This is a genomic window from Algoriphagus sp. oki45, assembly GCF_036245605.1.
Lineage (GTDB): Bacteria > Bacteroidota > Bacteroidia > Cytophagales > Cyclobacteriaceae > Algoriphagus.
The window spans coordinates 481,786-500,839 of sequence record NZ_BTPC01000001.1 but is presented as its reverse complement, the minus strand read 5'-3'; the positions used below and the strand labels follow the sequence as shown (position 1 = coordinate 500,839).

Sequence of the window (19,054 nt, the reverse complement as noted above, 5' to 3'; positions counted from 1 at the left end):
TCTTTGGCTATTTTTATCCAAAGGCATGAAATCAAAAATCCAATCGAAGCAGTCCAATCTTGGGTTTACCCTGAGGGGTTTGGAAAATACCCGGATAGAATCCCTCAGTGACGGAGTTTTTGCCATTGCAATCGGCCTGCTGCTCCTATCCAGCAGTCCTCCCAAAACCTATGAGGAACTCCGGGTTTTCATCAAGGATTTTATCCCTTTTGCAGGGACCATTTCCATTCTGATGGCGATTTGGTATCAGCATTACCTGTTTTTCATCCGGTTTGGGTTGCGAGACGCAGGGACCACAGCCATTAATACTGCCCTTCTTTTTTTGGTCTTATTCTACACGTATCCTCTCAAATTTTTATTTCAGGTTTTAATTGAAATTTACAGGGCTTTACTTACTGGAAATCAATTTTTAATGAATTCTATTTTTGAAGAAAAAATAAGACTGCAAGACGCTCCGGAGTTAATGGTTATTTATGGATTAGGAGCCACTGCTATATTCTTGATTTTTGTTTGGCTCAATGTCCGAGCCCTTAAAAAGGCAGACCAGCTCTCACTTAGCCCTGTGGAAAAAGTCCTCACCCAAAACAGCATCCGACTCAATGCCACAGCAGGGCTAATCCCTTTCCTTTCAGCTTTGTTTGCCTATTTTGAATTGGGAGGCACCTACACTTTTATGGTTTCAGGATTCATTTACATGCTCTATCCTATCCTGATGCCAATCGTGGGCTATTATGGTGGAAAAAAGTTGGAGATCTTTGAAAAAAATGACCACTGATCAAAGAAAAACAAATCATGACTCGGAAGGGAATATTTTTAATCAATGAAAGCGCTTCTCCCCCTTTTCCTTCTGCTAATCCTCTCTATTCCTGCGTTTTCTCAAACCCAGATCAAAGGAAAGATCCTGAATAAAGCTCAAGGAACCCCTTTGGAGTTTGCTTCAGTGGCAGTTTATCTGGCATCCGACAGTTCGCTTGTCGATGGAGGAATTACCGATTTGGATGGGAATTTTTCTGTGGAGAAATTATCCCCGGGAACCTACTATTTGATTGCCAGCTTTTTGGGTTATTCTTCCCGGACTTTTTCAGGAATCCAGTTAGAAAGAAACCAAAAGCTGGATTTAGGAACCATTTCCTTAGAAATAGATGCCCAAAATCTTCAGGCAGTGGATGTGCAGGGACAGCGAATTTCCACTGATTTCCGACCGGAAAAGCAGAGTTTTTCGGCCGAAAACTTCGAATCCGCTCAGGGAGGAACCGCCACAGACGTAATGAAAAACCTCCCCGGAGTCAGTATCAACGGAGAAGGAACGCTTTCCATTCGGGGAAGTTCTGGATACGTCGTGATGATCAATGGCCGTCCTACCCAAGGTGATCCGATGATGCTCCTGGGGCAATTGCCTGCGAATAGCATCGAAAAAGTGGAATGGCTTTCCGCTCCGGGAGCCCAATACGATTCGGAAGGAAAAGCCGGAATCATCAACATTTCCACCAAAAAAGGCGCTACCGATGGACTTTACCTACAAATGAACGGACGTTTGGGTTTTCCTTCCATTGAAAACTACGACAACAAAGCCGGTCAGCAACGCTACGGAGCAGATTTTAACCTGAATTACCAAAAGGGAAAATGGGATTTTTCCTTGGGTGCTAGCTATCAGCGAAATGACCAATCTGGTCGCCGCGTCGGAAATGTGTACACCATCGACGGGGACACCACTACCTATTTTCCTTCAGATGGAGAAAGGAGCATTGACGAACTCAATTATTCTGGGAGATTTACTTTAGGATACAATCCAAATGCCGCTAATTCCTTCAGTTTTGGGGTTTATGCAGGAGTTCGGGATCGGGTGAGAACGGCAGATATTCTCTATTACGACAATCACCAGGAATATCAGGGAGGTGAATCTCCCCCTTTCCAATACTTCAATGCCAATGACCAAAACCGACGGGGAGATTTTGCCTTGGGGAGTTTGGACTATACCCATTCCTTTGGCAATGGAGGGAAATTAAGCACTTCATTTTTGTATGAATATTCCCTTTTGGGTGGCCCGACGACCAACCGAAACTTGGGCTATCCTGACCTTTCTATCGTCTACCAAGACGAGTACAATACCAACGACAATCCCTTGAATGGTTTCCGTTACAATTTGGATTATACATTCAAGCCTAGCTCTTTAGGAGATGTTCAAATCGGTTACCAATACCGTTTTCTGGATCATTTTGGGGATTTTCTTTACGAGCGAAAAAACAACGAAACCGGAATTTGGGAGATCGTACCCGAGTTTTCTTCCGAAGTAGATCTGAAAAGAATCATCCATACGGGGTATTTGCAATGGAACAAGAAAAAGGACAAATGGTCCTACAGCGCTGGGGTCCGCACGGAATTCATGGATCGTACTTTCGAATTGCAGGACAAGGCCGGGTTGATCGACACCACCTATTTGTACGACTATATCCAGCCATTTTTCAGCGGGAATATTTCTTATAAGAAAAACGAAGACCTCACTTGGAAACTCAATTTCACTCAGCGGGTAGAGCGGGAAACCACCTTCAAAATGACCCCTTTCCCGGAACGAGAGCACAGCGAGACTTTGGAACAGGGCGATCCAACCGTGCTACCTGAATTTATCAACACTCTGGAAGCTGGGATGATCAAGACTTGGAAAGACAACAGTTTCTTCGCCACCGCCTATTACACCCAGGTGGAAAATCTGGTTAATCGGGTCAATACGGTCTACAATGACACGATTCTCAACCGGATCTATTCCAATGTGGGAACGGCAAAATCCATCGGAGTGGAACTGGGAACTGAGCTGTTCTTTACCGAAAAATGGAAGGGGTATTTTGGCGGAAATGTGTACCGCTACTCAATTCAAGGAGAATTTGATAAGCGACCAGTAAATCAGGCTGCTTGGGTCTATTCCTATAATTTCAACACCACTTACAATTTCACCAAAACCTTGAGTTCCCAGTTTACGCTGAATTACCTTTCAAAGCGGGTCACGGCTCAAGGGGAAGACAGCCGATTCTACCAGCCTTCCCTAAATATCAGAAAGACTTTTTTGGATGGGCAATTGGCGCTGAATCTGCTCTGGCAAAATATCGATATGGGCCTACTGAAGTCCAACGAACAGCGGATTACCACCTGGAGAACGGGTGAATTCTACACCACCACCAATTACATCTACGAGGTGGACATGCTGATTCTGAACTTATCCTACACAATCAATCGTTCTAAAAACCGAGCGAAGTTTGTGAAGTCTGAGTTTGGAGAAAAGGAGTTTTAGGATGTGGGATTTCAGATTTCGAATTTCGGAGATATCAGATAGAAGTACATCAAAAAAATACCACTTTTCGCTACTTTCCCAGGAACAGTTAACAGATGTCTGTTTACTGTCGACTGTGGACCGTTGACTATAATAGAATGCAAACCACCCTTTTAATCAAAAACATGGTATGTCCCCGCTGCATCGAGGCGGTGTCGGAGATTTTTTCCGGAGAAAGACTGGAGGCCAAAGTGGAATTGGGAAAAGTGCGCTTGGAAAAATCCATCTCTGAGGAGCAAAAAGAAAAACTGGCCCAATTGCTTCAGAATCGAGGTTTTGAACTCTTGGAATCAGGCAAGTCTGCCCTGATCTCCCAAATCAAAACCGGGATAATTGATCTGGTGCACCATCAGGACAACCACTTGCACGAAAACCTTAGCACCTACTTGTCCGAAAAGCTAAATCATGAATACAGCGGATTGAGCAAACTTTTCTCCCAAGTGGAAGGCATCACCATTGAGCGCTTTTACACCCTGCAAAAGATCGAGAAAGTCAAAGAATACCTTTTTTACGACGAACTCAGCCTTTCCGAAATCGCCTTCCAGATGGGCTATAGTTCCGTGGCCTATCTCAGCGCCCAGTTTAAAAAAGAAACCGGCATGACCCCCAGTGAATTCAAAAAGAATGGGCTGGCGAAAAGAAGGAGTTTGGATGGGATTTAGTTTTTCTCGAGAAAGTTCAATTTTTTTTATATGCAGCTTCGAAGCATCTTCCCAATATCAAGTAGTTCATAAATTCGACATTTCTGCATTGAATATTGACTTTGGATCTTTTAGGTACTCTGTCCTCGTATTCTCTTTTTCGCCTATCTTTAGCCAAACTAAACTTCTAACAAACCGTGAACGGAAACTACAAAGGAGCCCTTCTCGGAACCATGATTTCTTGGTTTCTATTTGCACTTATCGGTTTTGGACTTTGGGGATGCCCTACTTACAATGTCTGGCAACAGGAAATGTCCGGGCGAGCGGAATTCGCCAAAGCAGAACAAAACCGACGAATTTTGATCGAGGAAGCAGCAGCAAATCTGGAAGCTGAAAAATTAAATGCCCAAGCCGAAGTCGAACGAGCGCGGGGAGCCTCAGAAGCCATTGCCATAGAAAATGGGGCCATTTCAGAAAAGTACATCCAGTACCTCTGGGTACGTCAGCAGCGCAATCTAAATGACAAAACAGTCATCTACATTCCGACCGAAGCCAATCTTCCGATTCTCGAATCCATGCGGGGATTGAATATTCCCTCCGGAGGAAATTAAAAACAGACACCTTTCAAGCGTAGAGTTTTTCTACGCTTTTTTTCATTTTCAGTGTCTTTGCGGCGGTAAAAACAGACATTGAAAATCTGCGAACCCCAAAATCTTATAAATCTCTCCCAAAATCCTGTAAGACTTTTCAGCAAAACCATTGGCAAATTTGTATCGTGAATCCTTTGCCATGGAAACTTTAAGCCAAAATCCCACACAAACGAGCGGAAAACTCCACAAAGAAACCTTTCCTGTGACCGGCATGACCTGCGCGGCCTGTGCCTCCAGTGTGGAGACAATTTTGCAATACACCGACGGGGTAAAGTCTGCAGCCGTAAATTTTGCTACGAATACAGTTCAAGTCGAGTTTGACGATAACACTTCCCCAGAAATGCTAAATGAAGCCCTGACCGATATCGGATACGGATTGGTCATCGGTTCTAAAAATATACAGGAAAGCGTTCAGGAGGAGCAGGAAAAGAAATTCCAAGCGGTCAAAAAGCAAACCATAGGAGCAGCATTGCTGACCTTGCCAGTCTTTATTTTGGGAATGTTCTTTATGGAATGGGAACCCGGAAAATGGATCAGTATGGGACTTTCCATTCCGGTTTTATTCTTTTTCGGGAAAAACTTCTATCTCAACGCTTGGAAGCAAGCAAAACATTGCAAAGCAAATATGGACACGCTTGTGGCCCTAAGTACCGGGATTGCCTTTATCTTCTCGGTCTTCAACACGGTATTTCCGGAATTTTGGCATCAGCGGGGCATCCATGCCCATGTGTATTTCGAGGCTGCGACGGTGATTATAGTCTTTATTTCCTTTGGGAAAATGCTGGAGGAAAAAGCCAAATCCCAGACTGGATCCGCCCTAAAAAAACTGATGGGTCTCCAACCCAAGACTTTGACCCGAATCCAAGACGGTAAACCTCAGGAAATCAAAATCGAGGAAGTACAGGTCGGCGATCGAATCCTGATCAAACCGGGTGAAAAAATTCCTGTGGACGGAAAAGTACTGGAAGGAAGCTCCTTTCTGGACGAAAGCATGATCAGCGGAGAACCTGTTCCTGTGGAAAAGAAAGCTGGCGATACGGTTTTTGCCGGAACAATAAATCAAAAAGGAAGCTTGGAGATCGAAGCCGAAAAAATAGGAGCCTCTACCCTGCTTTCCCAGATTATTCAGCATGTGCAGGAAGCCCAAGGAAGTAAAGCACCTGTGCAGAAGTTGGTGGATAAAATCGCCGGAATCTTTGTGCCTGTGGTGATGGGAATCGCTCTTTTGACTTTTTGGGCTTGGATGATTTGGGGAGGGGAAAATGCCGTTTCCCATGCCTTATTGGCGGCAGTTTCCGTTTTGGTCATTGCCTGTCCCTGTGCTTTGGGATTGGCCACACCAACGGCCATCATGGTCGGTGTAGGCAAAGGTGCCGAAAACAATATTCTGATTCGGGATGCTGAAAGTCTGGAATTGGGACATCAAGTCAATGCCATCATTCTGGACAAAACGGGTACGATTACAGAGGGAAAGCCGACTGTAGTCAGTTTGCGGTGGGAAGATGACAGTGGGAAGTTGGCAGTAGGCAGTCATTACGAAGTAAGTAGTAAGCAGTCAATAGTAAGTAGTGGATCGGCAAATCATTTACCACTTACCTCTCACTATTTACAGATTTTATACACCTTGGAATCCAAATCCGAGCACCCTCTGGCCGAGGCAGTGGTCAGGCATCTGAAAGAAGAAAATGTTGAAGTCACCAGTTTGGACCATTTCGAAAGCATAACGGCCCGGGGTGTAAAAGGAAGCAAAGACGGAAAATCCTTTTTCGTAGGAAATCTCAAACTCCTTCAGGAAAATGGAATATCCGTACCCGCCGATTTAAAAGAAACTGCTAAAACCTGGAGTGAACAAGCTCAAACCGTGATTTGGTTTGCAGATCATGAGAAAGCTTTGGCTATTCTGGGCATTCAGGATCAGCTTAAACCGAGTTCAAAGTCTGCCATTTCCAAACTCCAAAAGTCAGGAGTGGAAGTATACATGCTTACAGGAGACAATCACGAAACAGCAGCTTCCGTGGCCAAGGAAGTTGGAATTTCCAATTTTCAGGCTGAAGTCATGCCTTCTGATAAGTCTGAGTATGTCAAGCGACTTCAGGAGAAAGGAAAAGTAGTCGCGATGGTGGGTGACGGGATTAATGATTCGGAAGCATTGGCTCAGGCTGATGTAAGTATTGCTATGGGGCATGGATCGGACATTGCTATGGATGTGGCCAAAATCACCTTGATCACTTCCGATTTGGAAAAGATTCCTCAGGCATTCAACTTGTCACACTTGACCGTCAATGGCATTAAACAAAACCTCTTTTGGGCTTTTATTTACAACCTGATAGGGATTCCGATTGCCGCAGGAGTATTGTATCCTGTCAATGGATTTCTTTTGGATCCGATGATCGCCGGTGGAGCGATGGCATTTTCCTCGGTTTCGGTCGTGATGAATAGTTTAAGATTGAAAAATTCGAAAGTTTGATTTGAATTTACCATTTCAGAATTACGATACTTCGACAAGCTCAGTATAGATTTACGACGCTCAAAAGGACTCCAAACCTCCATTCAAAACCAAATATCTCTTTATCATAAACTTTAAAAACTAGCATTAAACGATGAAAGTCCTAAAATTCAAAACCAACATTCAATGCAGTAACTGTTTGGCAAAAGTTACTCCCAAACTCAACGAGCAATCTGACATCCAATCTTGGGAAGTAGATCTAACGGATCCTGAAAGAACCCTAACGGTAAAAACAGAAAACCTCGAGCCGGAAGACATCAAGAAAGCGGTACTTAAGGCTGGATTTATCGCGAATGTTAAGTAAAGACTCTAGAAGCAAGACTTTAGACAAAAGACACGGACGCCAAGTCTTGATTCTTTTATCTATTGTCTTGCGTCTATATTTGAACTTACCAAATTAAATTCCGTACTTTTGAATCGGTGAAAGCTACATTTTCCATATTAATGGCCCTGCTGGTTTTCTTTGCTTCCGTTGGGATGGCGAAGACGACTCACTTTTGCATGGGTATGGAAATGAAATCTGAGCTAGGTTTTGGAGAGAAACACGTAGACTGCGGCATGAACATGCCAATGGATCACAGTGAAAATGATTCTGACAATCAGCATGACCCTAAGTCATGTTGTGAAAACGTCACCACCCAACTTCAGGTAGATGATGAGGTTTCCCTGAAAAAGGCAGAAATCCAATTCAATTTGACTTTCGCCGTGGCACTTATCCAAGTCTTTGTTTTTAGCTTGGACCTGACTACTGCCGAAAACACCCCTCTACCCGATTATTCCCCTCCTCCGATTAAGCAGGACCTTCAGGTGCTGCATCAATCCTTCTTGATCTAAATCCAGGGTTGCAGGGTTTCCCTGCATGAATCCATTTGAGCTAATTCATTTTGGCTCAGTGATTTGTATTTTAATCCCTTGATTTATGCTTAATCGAATCATCAAGTATTTCTTAGAAAACAAACTGGTCACGGTGCTTTTTCTCTTGCTCATTATTGGCTGGGGAATCGTTACTGCACCATTCAATTGGAATGTGGATTTCCTACCAAGAGATCCAGTTCCCGTCGATGCAATTCCGGATATCGGCGAAAACCAACAGATTGTCTTTACCGAATGGATGGGCCGATCTCCTCAGGATGTGGAGGACCAAATCACCTATCCTCTCACCACTTCCCTTTTGGGTCTCCCCGGGGTAAAAAGTGTTCGCTCCAGCTCGGCATTTGGCTTTTCCAGCATTTACATCATCTTCGACGAGGACATCGAGTTTTACTGGAGCCGATCCCGGGTTTTGGAAAAACTCAATTCTCTCCCTGCCGGACTGTTGCCGGAAGGCGTTCAACCCAAACTGGGACCGGATGCTACTGCTCTAGGGCAGGTATTTTGGTACACGCTGGAAGGACGGGATGAGAATGGAAATCCAGCCGGAGGCTGGGATATCCATGAACTCCGGACCATCCAAGACTACTATGTTCGCTATGCCTTGACTGCAGTGGAAGGCGTGGCAGAAGTAGCTTCCGTAGGTGGATATGTCAAAGAATACCAAGTAGACGTGGATCCTGGGGCATTAAAAGCTAACGGGGTCAGCCTGATGGATGTGATGGAAGCCGTTCGCAAATCCAACTTGGACGTCTCCGCCAATACCATCGAAGTCAACCGAGTGGATTATTTTATCCGAGGTTTAGGCTATGTTGAAGAACTGTCCGACTTGGACAAAGCGGTAGTCAAAGTTACCAACAACGTTCCTATCCGAATAAAAGACGTGGCACGGGTCAATATCGGCCCTCAACCCAGAAATATGGGTGGGATTTTAGATAAGGCTGGGGCGGATGCAGTAGGAGGCGTAGTCATTGCCCGCTATGGGGACAATCCATTGGCGGTAATCGAAGAAGTAAAAGCAGAGATCGAAAAACTATCTCAGGGCCTTCCGACCAAAACTCTCGCTGATGGTACCGTTTCCAAAGTCACTTTGGTGCCTTTCTATGATCGTACCGGATTGATTTACGAGACTTTGGGGACGCTTTACGAAGCGATCAATCTCCAGATTTTGGTGACGATTTTGGTAATCATCGTGATGGTATACAACCTCCGCGCTTCCATCCTGATTTCTGCTTTGCTTCCCTTAGCTGTCCTGATGTGTTTCATTTTTATGAAATACTTTGGAGTGGACGCAAATATTGTCGCCCTTTCCGGGATTGCCATTGCCATCGGGACCATGGTGGATTTGGGAATTATTCTCAATGAAAATATCCTTCGACATTTGGAAATGGCTCCAAAGGGACAGGCTAAGCTAAAAACTGTTTACCTAGCCACAGCAGAAGTCTCTGGCGCTATCATCACAGCAGTCAGTACCACGATCATCAGTTTCCTTCCTGTATTTACCCTTCAGGCAGCCGAAGGAAAGCTTTTTGGTCCCCTCGCCTACACCAAGACCTTCGCGCTTGTTTCGGCAGTGATATTCACCTTGCTGATCATGCCAGCATTTTCTCATTGGATTTTCTCCATTAGAGAGATAAGAGGAAAAGTGGGAAAATATTTGAATTGGGGAATGCTTATTCTAGGACCAATAATCGCCTTCACCTTTTGGTCTTGGGCGGGTTGGTTCCTTTTTGCTTTTGCCTTGCTGAATGTCTTGGCGGAACAGTTTCCTGAAAAGGTAAACCCTCACAAAAACACCGCGGTCATAGGAATCACTCTCCTATTCATTACTTGGCTATTGACAGGTCTTTGGATGCCTTTGGGGGTTTCGGTGAGCAAAGTGGGCAATTTTGGGTTTATCGCCCTACTCCTAGTTTTGGTTTTGGGTGGATTTGCGGGATTTATCCGGATTTACCCCCGTATCCTTACTTGGTGCCTAAACAACAAAGGCAAGTTTATCCTCTTTCCTATCGTGGTGCTGCTGACAGGTGCCAGCGTATGGTTGGGTTTCAATCGAGTCTTTGGAATCGTCCCGAAAACTTTTGATCTCATAGGCATCAACATCCGAAACACAGAGCTATGGTCAGGTTTTAGCCATTCTTTCCCCGGATTGGGCAAAGAATTTATGCCGTCCCTGAACGAGGGCTCTTTCCTCCTAATGCCTACCACCATGCCTCATGCCGGAGTTCAGGAAAATCAGGAAGTATTGAAACAACTGAACATGTTAGTGACAGCCATTCCTGAGGTGGAAATGGTCGTAGGAAAGGCGGGACGGGCAGAAACGGCCATCGATCCCGCTCCGATCAACATGTTTGAGAATACCATCAATTACAAAAGCGAATACGCCACAGACATCAATGGAAATCGCCTTCGCTTTAAAGTGATAGATGGAAAATATGAACTGAAAGACGGTTCCTTTTTTGACCCCGAAACCATGACCCCCAATCAAATCCGAGTTCAGGACTTGATCGAAGATGAGGATGGGGAGTATTTCCGACAGTGGAGAAATCAAATTCAATCCCCCGACGATATCTGGGAGGAGATCGTATCTGTGATTCAAATCCCCGGAGTAACTTCTTCCCCCAAGCTACAGCCAATTGAAACCCGTCTCGTCATGCTGCAAACCGGGATGCGAGCCCCAATGGGAATCAAGGTATATGGCCCTGATCTTCAAACTATTGAAAGCTTTGGCTTAGAGCTGGAAAAATATCTAAAAGAGGTTCCTTCCGTCAAAAAGGAAGCCGTTTTTGCAGATCGAATTGTAGGCAAACCCTACTTGGAATTGGACATCGATCGAAATCAAATCTCCAGATATGGGATGAATGTGGTCGATGTGCAGGAGTTTATCGAGACAGCTATAGGGGGAATGAAGCTCAGCACGACGGTTGAAGGCAGAGAGCGTTTTCCGATTCGAGTTCGCTATGCCCGGGAATTCCGGGACGACCCTTATGCCATAGAAAACCTGCAGATTCCTACCCCATTGGGCAATTATATTCCCTTGGGTCAAGTGGCTAAGGTCACCTATCGCCAGGGACCGGATATGATTCGCGGGGAAAACAGCTTCTTGGTGGGATATGTCCTTTTGGACAAAATGCCCGGATTCTCAGAAGTGACGGTGGTGGAGGATGCTCAAAACTACCTCAAGGAAAAGATTGACTCGGGAGAACTAAAGGTTCCAAATGGAGTTCGCTTTGCTTTTTCCGGTTCTTATGAAAATCAGGTTCGGGCAGAAAAGCGTCTCGGTATCGTAGTCCCCCTCTGCTTGATCCTGATCTTCCTGATTCTCTATTTCCAATTTCGCGCGGTATCCACCTCATTGTTTGTATTCATGGGCATTGGCATGGCCTTTTCCGGAGGATTTATCATGATTTGGCTGATTGGACAAGATTGGTTTATGGATTGGAATTTATTCGGGACCAACCTTCGTGATTTGTTCCAAATGAAAGTGTACAACCTCAGTGTGGCAGTTTGGGTGGGATTTATCGCCCTTTTCGGAATTGCAACTGACGATGGGGTTGTAGTCGCTTCCTACTTAGATCAAAGCTTCAAGGAAAACCAACCTACAACAGTGAAACAGGTTAGAGAGGCAGTTTTAGAAGCCGGGAAAAGACGTGTGCTTCCTTGTATGATGACCACGGCCACTACTCTTTTGGCTTTGGTCCCTGTACTGACTTCTACAGGTAGAGGATCCGATATCATGATCCCGATGGCGATTCCCTCTGTGGGAGGAATGGTCCTGGAGATTACCACCGTATTCTTGGTGCCTACCTTGTATTGCTGGTGGGCAGAAAGAAAATTGAAAAACAATTCCGAGGTATTCACCGAGGATTCAAACGTATAAAGTCATGACAAGTAGAACCCTATACCATTTGGGATTTCGGATTTCGGATTTCAGATTTCAGATTGCTGACTTCCGATTTCTGGCTTTGGCTTTCCTCCTTTCCCTAAACTCATTTTCAGAAAAAGCAAAAGCCCAAACCCTGGATGAATACCTGATCCTTGCCGCGGAAAACAATCCCGGCCTAAAAGCATCCTACGCTCGATATGAAGCAGCTTTGGAGCGAATCAACCAACCTGGACTACCTGATCCTGAACTACGCGCCGGATTCTTCTTTCGCCCCATGGAGCGATTTATGGGCAATCAGCAGGCAGACCTTCAATTGATGCAGATGTTTCCTTGGTTTGGCATGATCGGAACCCAAAAAGAAGAAGCCAATTTCATGGCTCAAGCACAATACTGGCTCTTTCTGGAAGAAAGGAATCAATTGCTTTTCCAGGTAAAATCCACTTGGTATGAGTTTATCCGCCTGAACAAAGAAATCCAAATTGCCAAAGAGAACCTTGTCTTTCTGGGAAAATACGAGCGAATTGCCTTAATCAAATTTCAGGCAGCAGGAGGAAATCCCAGCAGCATTTCTGGTAGTTCCTCTATGAATTCCACACCTTCGTCCACCTCTACCTCCTCAGGAGCTACAGGCATGGGGAATATGGGAGGATCCGGAAATTTAACCATGAGTTCTCCTTCATCCTCTGCCAGTTCCATGGGAGGAAATTCCATGACCTCTTCAGGTTCTTCCATGCGGGCTGTATTGCAAATCCGGATATCCATGCGGGAACTGGAAAACTCAATTGCTCAATTAGAAGCCAACTTGGAGCCTCTGCAAATCAAGTTCAATCAATTGCTCAATCGGGAAATCCGGGCAGAAATCAATATCCCAAGTAGCTTTTCCCCAATCCAATTGGAAAAGGGAAAATTGGAAGTTTTGGACAGCATTCGCAGCAAAAATCCCATGCTTGCCATGTACGATGCAGAACTATCTGCCTACGAACAGCAAGCCAAAATGGCCCGATTGGATGGGCGGCCCATGTTGGGAGCAGGTGTGAATTATATGCCATTTACCGCCCGACAAGAAAATGGGATGAGTATGGGAGGAAATGACATGGTCATGCCAATGGTGACCATGACCTTGCCGATCTATCGTAAAAAGGTCAACTCCCGAATCAAAGAGGCAGAACTCCTTCAGGAAGCAGCTTTGCTCGAAAAGCAGAAAACCGAAAACCTACTCGCCATGGAATGGGCCAATGCCTTTCGGGATTGGGAAGATGCCGAGCGAAAAATCAAGCTTTATTCCGAACAAACAGACTTAACTCAACAAAGCCTTAACTTATTGATTACCGACTATACCGCAAACGGTCAGGACTTTGAAGAAGTCCTGCGAACCCAGCAGCAACTACTGGATTATCAATTGAAGCAACTCAACGCGATTAACCTTCAATACCAAAGCTTGGCAATGCTGGAAATGCTTTCGGCCAGTTCAATCCCGCTTAATTAAGAAATCCGATGAAAAGTCTATTTGAAAATAAACTGGTGCTGATCCTTTCCATGCTGATTTTGGGAGGATTGATTGGCTGGATTCTGAAGCCCTCAGGATCTCGCCAAGAGGAAACACACGATCATAATGCTGAATCCGGTGCATCTACCCTATGGACCTGCTCCATGCATCCCCAGATCAAATTGGGTGAAGCCGGAGACTGCCCGATATGCGGAATGGATTTGATTCCTGCATCGCAAATGCCTTCAGGTTCAGGAAACCCCTTGGTCTATGAAATGACTCCTGAGGCTGTAGCTTTGGCTCAGATCCACACGACCAAAGTCGGTGGGGCCAATTCCTCCAGAGAGATTTTCCTTACTGGAAAAATCCAGGCAGATGAGCGTGAAAATGCTTCTGTGACTGCCAAATTCCCGGGAAGAATAGAAAAACTCTTTGTCACCTTTACCGGTGCACAAGTCAAAGCCGGACAAAAATTGGCCACTTTGCATTCGCCAGAACTACTTACCGCACAGAGAGAACTTTTGGAAGCTGCCAAAAGCAAGAGCAGTTTTCCAGAATTGTACCAAGCCGCAAAAGAAAAACTCCGCCTTTGGAAACTTACTGAAAATCAAATCCAGGAGATCGAACAGGGTGGACAAGTCAAAGACCAAATCGATTTATTGGCGGACCAAAGTGGCGTGGTGACGCAACGAAATATCTCTGTAGGAGACTATGTTTCCACTGGTCAGGTGCTTTTCAACGTGGTGAATCTCAATTCACTTTGGGTTCTTTTGGATGCCTACGAATCAGACTTGAACTTCATTCAGGTTGGAAATGAGATCAACTTTACCGTTGCAGGATTGCCGGGGGAAACCTTCAAAGCTCGGGTTTCATTCGTTGATCCTCTACTCAATCCCGATACCCGGGCAGCTTCCGTTCGTGCTGAAATCAGCAATACAGGCCAAAAACTCAAGCCGGAAATGTTTGTCACGGCAAAGATTCAAACCAAAGCAGGAAAATCAACTGCTGAGATAACGGTTCCCCGTACGGCTGTACTTTGGTCAGGAAAGCGTTCTGTGGTGTATGTAAAAGTACCTGCAGCCGAACGGCCTTCTTTTGAAATGCGGGAGGTAAGCTTGGGAGCGAGAATGGGGGAAAACTACCTGATCGAATCCGGCTTGCAAACCGGGGAGGAAATAGTAACCAACGGAGCTTTTGCCATAGATGCAGCAGCTCAGCTTTCGGGGCAGTTTAGCATGATGAATCGTCCGGAAACGAAGTCGATGGAGGTTTCGGAAGAATTCAGATATCAAATCACCGCAGTGGCTGATTCTTACTTCCAAGTGAAAAACAAGCTAGTGGAAGACCAATTAACTGATGCACAAAAAGCCTTATCTGACTTGGATCTAAGTCTTTCAAAGGTGAATATGACTTTAGTAAAAGACCAAGCCCATGAACGCTGGATGGAAATCCTCCAAGGAATGAAAGATGCCAGAGCCAAAATGGGAACAGCCAAGGAGATTGAGGAAGCCAGAAAACACTTTTCCATGCTTTCTTACCATATTCTGGAAATGACCGAATCCTTTGGAATCAATAAAGAGGTAGTGTACAAAGATTACTGCCCGATGGCCTTTGGAGATCAAGGAGCGTATTGGCTTTCGGAGAAAAAAGACATTACCAACCCTTATTTCGGGGCTTCCATGCTGACATGTGGAGAAGTCAAACAAACTTACTTGAAAGGCCAACAGGTGATGAATCTGTCTCAAAACATATCAAACCCAGCATCAGCACATAATCATTAATTCAAATCAATTCAATAAATACCTATGAAAAAGTCCCTTTTATTTGCTTTCGCCCTCTCAGTTATTCTATTCTCCTGCGGTGGAAAAACAGAGGAAAACCTCGAGGAACACACCATGGATCATGCCTCTGGAGATGCTTCTGCAGCTTCCACAAGTGCTGGGGTTAGTTCGGCTGCCTCTTCTCCTATCATTGATTCCTACCTCGCTGTGAAAGATGCATTGGTAAGTGATAATGCTTCAGAAGCCGCTTCCAAAAGCCAAACCTTAGTCTCGGCGCTAAAGTCATTTGATATTTCCAGAACAGAAGCGGAAGATTCGGAAGAATTGGAAAGACTGCAAGTGGAAGCCACTGCTTTTGCAGAAAAACTGGCTACTGAGGATATAATAGCCCAGAGGGAGAGCTTTCAGGCTTTGAGTGTGACGCTGAAGGATTTCTTGAAAATCGCCGGAACCGACCGGACACTCTACCATCAGTATTGCCCCATGTATAAAAACAATACTGGCGGAATGTGGCTGAGCGCCAATGAAGACATCAAAAATCCTTTATTTGGAAGTTCCATGTTGACCTGTGGTCGAGTGGAAGAAACAATTTCCATGAAATAAAAAAATGAGGCGAATCCAAGATTTGGATTCGCCCTTTAATTTTACCAAATGAAACTCAAAATCACTCTCATTCTATCTTTTCTTTTGGTTTTTGGACTTGTAGCAAAAGCTCAGGAGAAAGTGCTAGAACCCCTCAAAGTCTCCCAAATTCAGGGAATCAACGTCTTTGGCAAGCCGGTGGACAACCAAACCCGCTGTGTGCATTGGCATTCGGATTTGGATATCATAGCGATCAAATTCAAATGCTGTGACAAGTACTATCCTTGCTTTTCCTGCCATGAAGAAGAAGCAGATCACGAGCATAAAGTTTGGACAAAAAAAGAATTCGACCAAAAGGCCATTCTTTGCGGAGTCTGTGGAAATGAACTAACGATCCAAGGTTACATGGATTCCAACAATACCTGTCCTCACTGCCAGTCGGCATTTAACCCAGGCTGCAGTAAGCATTACCACTTATATTTTGAAATTGATTCCAAATAACCTTTTCTTGATAATTCATGAGGGATTTATATTTTTTCTTTTTTCGAGTTTTTTATAAGAAAATTCTTTTTTTTATCTTTTATATACTTATAAATCAGAAAGATATGAAATATACTTTCCTTTTATTTTTCTACCTAACCTGTTTAACTATGTCCTTTTCGCAGCAAAACAACAGAGTCAAGTACGATCAACTTGGCTTGGCATTTATTATTCCTGATGGTTGGCAAGGGCAAGAATATGGAGAAGGTGTACTTCTCCAAAGTCTGAGTATCCCCGGGATTATTTTGATTTCCACCCATAATCAAAAAATGGCCGAGTTGAGGGCACAGGGCAGTCAGGGAATCAATGATGGTCAGGGGACTTCTTTGCAGTTAGTCGGAAATCTGGAAAACATCGGACCGCATTCCATCGCCGGCAATTATCAAGGGACGCTTGAGGGTAATCCCGCCAAAACCTACATTATCGCACTGGAAAACCCCACCGGAGGTCTGGGAGTTACCATCTTGGTAGCTGCCCAACCCCAGCAGTTTTCGGAATCACTTAAAAGTGCTGGAAAGCAGTTAGCAGATTCCTTTGAATTCACCAAGGTGGATCGTACTTCCGAGTTGGCCGAATGGAAATCCTTCCTCTCAGGCTGGAGATTGAGCTACATCTATAGCTACAATTCCCCAAGCTATGTGGAAGGTGGTATATCTGGAGGGATCTCTACCAAAAGAACTATAGACTTATGTCCGCAGGGATTTTTCAATTATTCCGGATCTGATATAGTGGTAATGGATGGTCTAGAAACCAATCCCGGAAGATCTCAAGGAAATGGAAATTGGGATATAGTGGTCGGTTCTGATGGAAGCCCAACGCTAAGATTAACTTTCTCAACTGGAGAAACGAGAGAATATCGATTAGGATACCAAGATGAAAAACTCTTTCTTAATGGAGAAAGATATTTCCGTACCAATGACGGAGAGAACGCTCCTCAATGTTATTAACTACCATTTCCAGCCCCGATTGGCCTTTTTATCCGCTTGGGCTTTTTTAGCCTTTAGCCGACCTTCAATTGCTCCTTTGCTCGGCTTTGTGGCTTTCCTTATTTTCTTTTTGTGAAAAGCAGTCTTCAGCAAATCATAAAACTTGCGGATTACTAGTTCCTTGTTTTGGATCTGGGATCGTTTTTCTTGAGAGGAAAGGTTTAGAAATCCTTCCTGATCGATCTTATTGGAAGCTTTTTGAAGCAAAGTCAATTTTTCCTCCTCACTCAAAACCTGAGAGTTATTTACATCAAACTTGAGCTGAACCTTCGTTTCGACCTTGTTTACATTTTGCCCACCCGGTCCACTGCTTCTCGCAGTCTGAAACTGCAATTCTGGTAAGAATGAGCCGTTTTGGATTCGGTGATCGAGGGAATACATGAGGTTAAAAGTTGTAAGGTAGAAAGGTGGCAAAGTTAACCAACAACTTTACAACTATTCCACTTTGCAACCTTCCAACTGTTTTAAACTACCTTTACGAACTTTTCCCACCCCGGGAATCGTTTCCTTCCCGTAACCTAATGGACCTTGAATCCATTAATTATTACCTATGAAGACAAAACCTAGAGTAGTCGTCGGACTTTCCGGCGGTGTAGACAGCAGTGTAGCTGCCAAACTTCTCATCGACCAAGGCTATGAGGTCATCGGCATGTTTATGAAAAATTGGCACGATGAATCCGTCACCATCTCCAACGAATGCCCATGGATGGAGGACTCCACAGATGCCATGTTGGTAGCCGAAAAACTCGGAATCCCCTTCCAAGCCATCGATCTCAGCGAAGAATACCGGGAGCGGATCGTGGACTACATGTTTTCAGAATATGAGGCCGGGCGTACTCCCAATCCTGACATTCTCTGCAACCGGGAAATCAAGTTTGATATCTTCTTAAAAGCAGCCCAAAAGCTCAAGGCAGACTTTGTAGCGACAGGTCATTATTGCCAAAAGCGGGAAATTGAAGTCAATGGAAAACCCGTTTATCAATTGATTGCAGGAGCAGATCCTAACAAAGACCAAAGCTATTTCCTCTGTCAACTTTCTCAGGAGCAATTGGCCAAAGCCCTATTTCCCATCGGTCATTTGCACAAGCCACAAGTAAGGGAAATCGCCAAGGAGGCTGATTTGATCACTGCCGAAAAGAAGGATTCTCAAGGCCTTTGCTTTATTGGAAAAGTACGGCTTCCTGAATTTCTTCAGCAACAACTCAAGCCCAAAAAGGGCAAAATCATTCAAATCCCAGAAAACCTCCCGGTATATGATCAGGTAAAAGTTCCAGCAGGGATCGAACCACCCGATTGGGATCAGGAAACACTGGATACAATTTGTCTGCCGATCCACTACCAGCCAGAGCAGGGAAAAGTATTGGGAGAGCACAATGGCGCACATTATTTCACAGTGGGTCAGCGAAAAGGACTTCAAGTGGGCGGAACAGGTAAGCCTTTATTCGTCATCGAAACCAATACACAACAAAATGTCATTTACACCGGATTGGGTGAGGACCATCCTGGACTGAATCGTTTTGGACTTTTTGTCAAAACCGACCAAATCCATTGGATTCGGGAAGATTTGGCCCTAAATCCAGGAGAATCTGCAGAATACGAAGCCCGAATTCGCTATAGGCAAGCTCTAAGCAAAGCAACTTTGGTACGGAAGGAAAATGGATTGTATGTGATCTTCGAAAATGCACAAAAGGGAATTGCTTCCGGTCAATTTGTGGCTTGGTATCAGAGAGAAGAATGTATCGGTTCAGGGACCATCTTTTGAATATTTTCCCACAGATTCGCACAGAAAAAATCACTGATTTTC

Annotated in this window: 15 protein-coding genes; 14 read left to right on the top strand and 1 reads right to left on the bottom strand. The window is 44.6% G+C overall.

Translation table 11 applies throughout. The features are described from left to right. The first annotated feature begins 25 nt into the window (after positions 1 to 25). From AAA942_RS02180 to AAA942_RS02120, 13 genes are all read left to right on the top strand, one after another. Positions 26 to 775 (top strand): TMEM175 family protein, encoded by a 750-nt coding sequence (locus tag AAA942_RS02180; protein WP_338218590.1) that lies wholly within the window; start codon positions 26 to 28, stop codon positions 773 to 775. Between the two features lie 45 nt (positions 776 to 820). Continuing rightward, positions 821 to 3,283, top strand: coding sequence for a TonB-dependent receptor domain-containing protein (locus AAA942_RS02175; protein WP_338218589.1), 2,463 nt, complete (start codon positions 821 to 823; stop codon positions 3,281 to 3,283). A gap of 137 nt (positions 3,284 to 3,420) precedes the next feature. Beyond that, on the top strand, positions 3,421 to 3,984 hold the full coding sequence (locus AAA942_RS02170; protein WP_338218588.1) for a helix-turn-helix domain-containing protein: 564 nt from the start codon (positions 3,421 to 3,423) through the stop codon (positions 3,982 to 3,984). Between the two features lie 176 nt (positions 3,985 to 4,160). Beyond that, positions 4,161 to 4,574 carry a hypothetical protein gene (locus tag AAA942_RS02165; RefSeq protein ID WP_338218587.1) on the top strand — a complete coding sequence of 138 codons (414 nt, stop codon included), beginning with the start codon at positions 4,161 to 4,163 and terminating at the stop codon, positions 4,572 to 4,574. A gap of 178 nt (positions 4,575 to 4,752) precedes the next feature. Then, positions 4,753 to 7,080 (top strand): heavy metal translocating P-type ATPase, encoded by a 2,328-nt coding sequence (locus AAA942_RS02160; RefSeq protein ID WP_338218586.1) that lies wholly within the window; start codon positions 4,753 to 4,755, stop codon positions 7,078 to 7,080. A gap of 133 nt (positions 7,081 to 7,213) precedes the next feature. Next, positions 7,214 to 7,423, top strand: a complete 210-nt coding sequence (locus AAA942_RS02155) for a heavy-metal-associated domain-containing protein (protein ID WP_338218585.1) — start codon at positions 7,214 to 7,216, stop codon at positions 7,421 to 7,423. A gap of 116 nt (positions 7,424 to 7,539) precedes the next feature. After that, positions 7,540 to 7,953, top strand: coding sequence for an HYC_CC_PP family protein (locus AAA942_RS02150; protein ID WP_445083317.1), 414 nt, complete (start codon positions 7,540 to 7,542; stop codon positions 7,951 to 7,953). 85 nt (positions 7,954 to 8,038) lie between these two features. Next, positions 8,039 to 11,869: an efflux RND transporter permease subunit gene (locus AAA942_RS02145; RefSeq protein ID WP_338218583.1), complete on the top strand. Its 3,831-nt coding sequence runs from the start codon at positions 8,039 to 8,041 to the stop codon at positions 11,867 to 11,869. A gap of 4 nt (positions 11,870 to 11,873) precedes the next feature. After that, the gene (locus AAA942_RS02140; RefSeq protein WP_338218582.1) at positions 11,874 to 13,361 is read left to right on the top strand and encodes a TolC family protein; all 1,488 of its coding nucleotides are present in this window, start codon (positions 11,874 to 11,876) and stop codon (positions 13,359 to 13,361) included. An 8-nt stretch (positions 13,362 to 13,369) separates the two neighbouring features. Then, the gene (locus AAA942_RS02135; RefSeq protein WP_338218581.1) at positions 13,370 to 15,142 is read left to right on the top strand and encodes an efflux RND transporter periplasmic adaptor subunit; all 1,773 of its coding nucleotides are present in this window, start codon (positions 13,370 to 13,372) and stop codon (positions 15,140 to 15,142) included. A 24-nt stretch (positions 15,143 to 15,166) separates the two neighbouring features. Next, positions 15,167 to 15,745, top strand: coding sequence for a DUF3347 domain-containing protein (locus AAA942_RS02130; protein WP_338218580.1), 579 nt, complete (start codon positions 15,167 to 15,169; stop codon positions 15,743 to 15,745). Positions 15,746 to 15,793: 48 nt separating this feature from the next. Continuing rightward, positions 15,794 to 16,225: a CHY zinc finger protein gene (locus tag AAA942_RS02125; RefSeq protein ID WP_338218579.1), complete on the top strand. Its 432-nt coding sequence runs from the start codon at positions 15,794 to 15,796 to the stop codon at positions 16,223 to 16,225. A gap of 149 nt (positions 16,226 to 16,374) precedes the next feature. Then, on the top strand, positions 16,375 to 17,211 hold the full coding sequence (locus AAA942_RS02120) for a hypothetical protein (RefSeq protein WP_338218578.1): 837 nt from the start codon (positions 16,375 to 16,377) through the stop codon (positions 17,209 to 17,211). Here AAA942_RS02120 and arfB read toward each other — a convergent pair whose 3' ends face one another. Continuing rightward, the gene (arfB, locus tag AAA942_RS02115; protein WP_338218577.1) at positions 17,212 to 17,631 is read right to left on the bottom strand and encodes an alternative ribosome rescue aminoacyl-tRNA hydrolase ArfB; all 420 of its coding nucleotides are present in this window, start codon (positions 17,629 to 17,631) and stop codon (positions 17,212 to 17,214) included. A gap of 169 nt (positions 17,632 to 17,800) precedes the next feature. On the opposite strand from arfB, the gene mnmA reads away from it, so the two are divergent. Continuing rightward, complete coding sequence (gene mnmA / locus AAA942_RS02110) at positions 17,801 to 19,012, top strand: tRNA 2-thiouridine(34) synthase MnmA (protein WP_338218576.1); 1,212 nt, start codon at positions 17,801 to 17,803, stop codon at positions 19,010 to 19,012. Positions 19,013 to 19,054 lie beyond the last annotated feature (42 nt).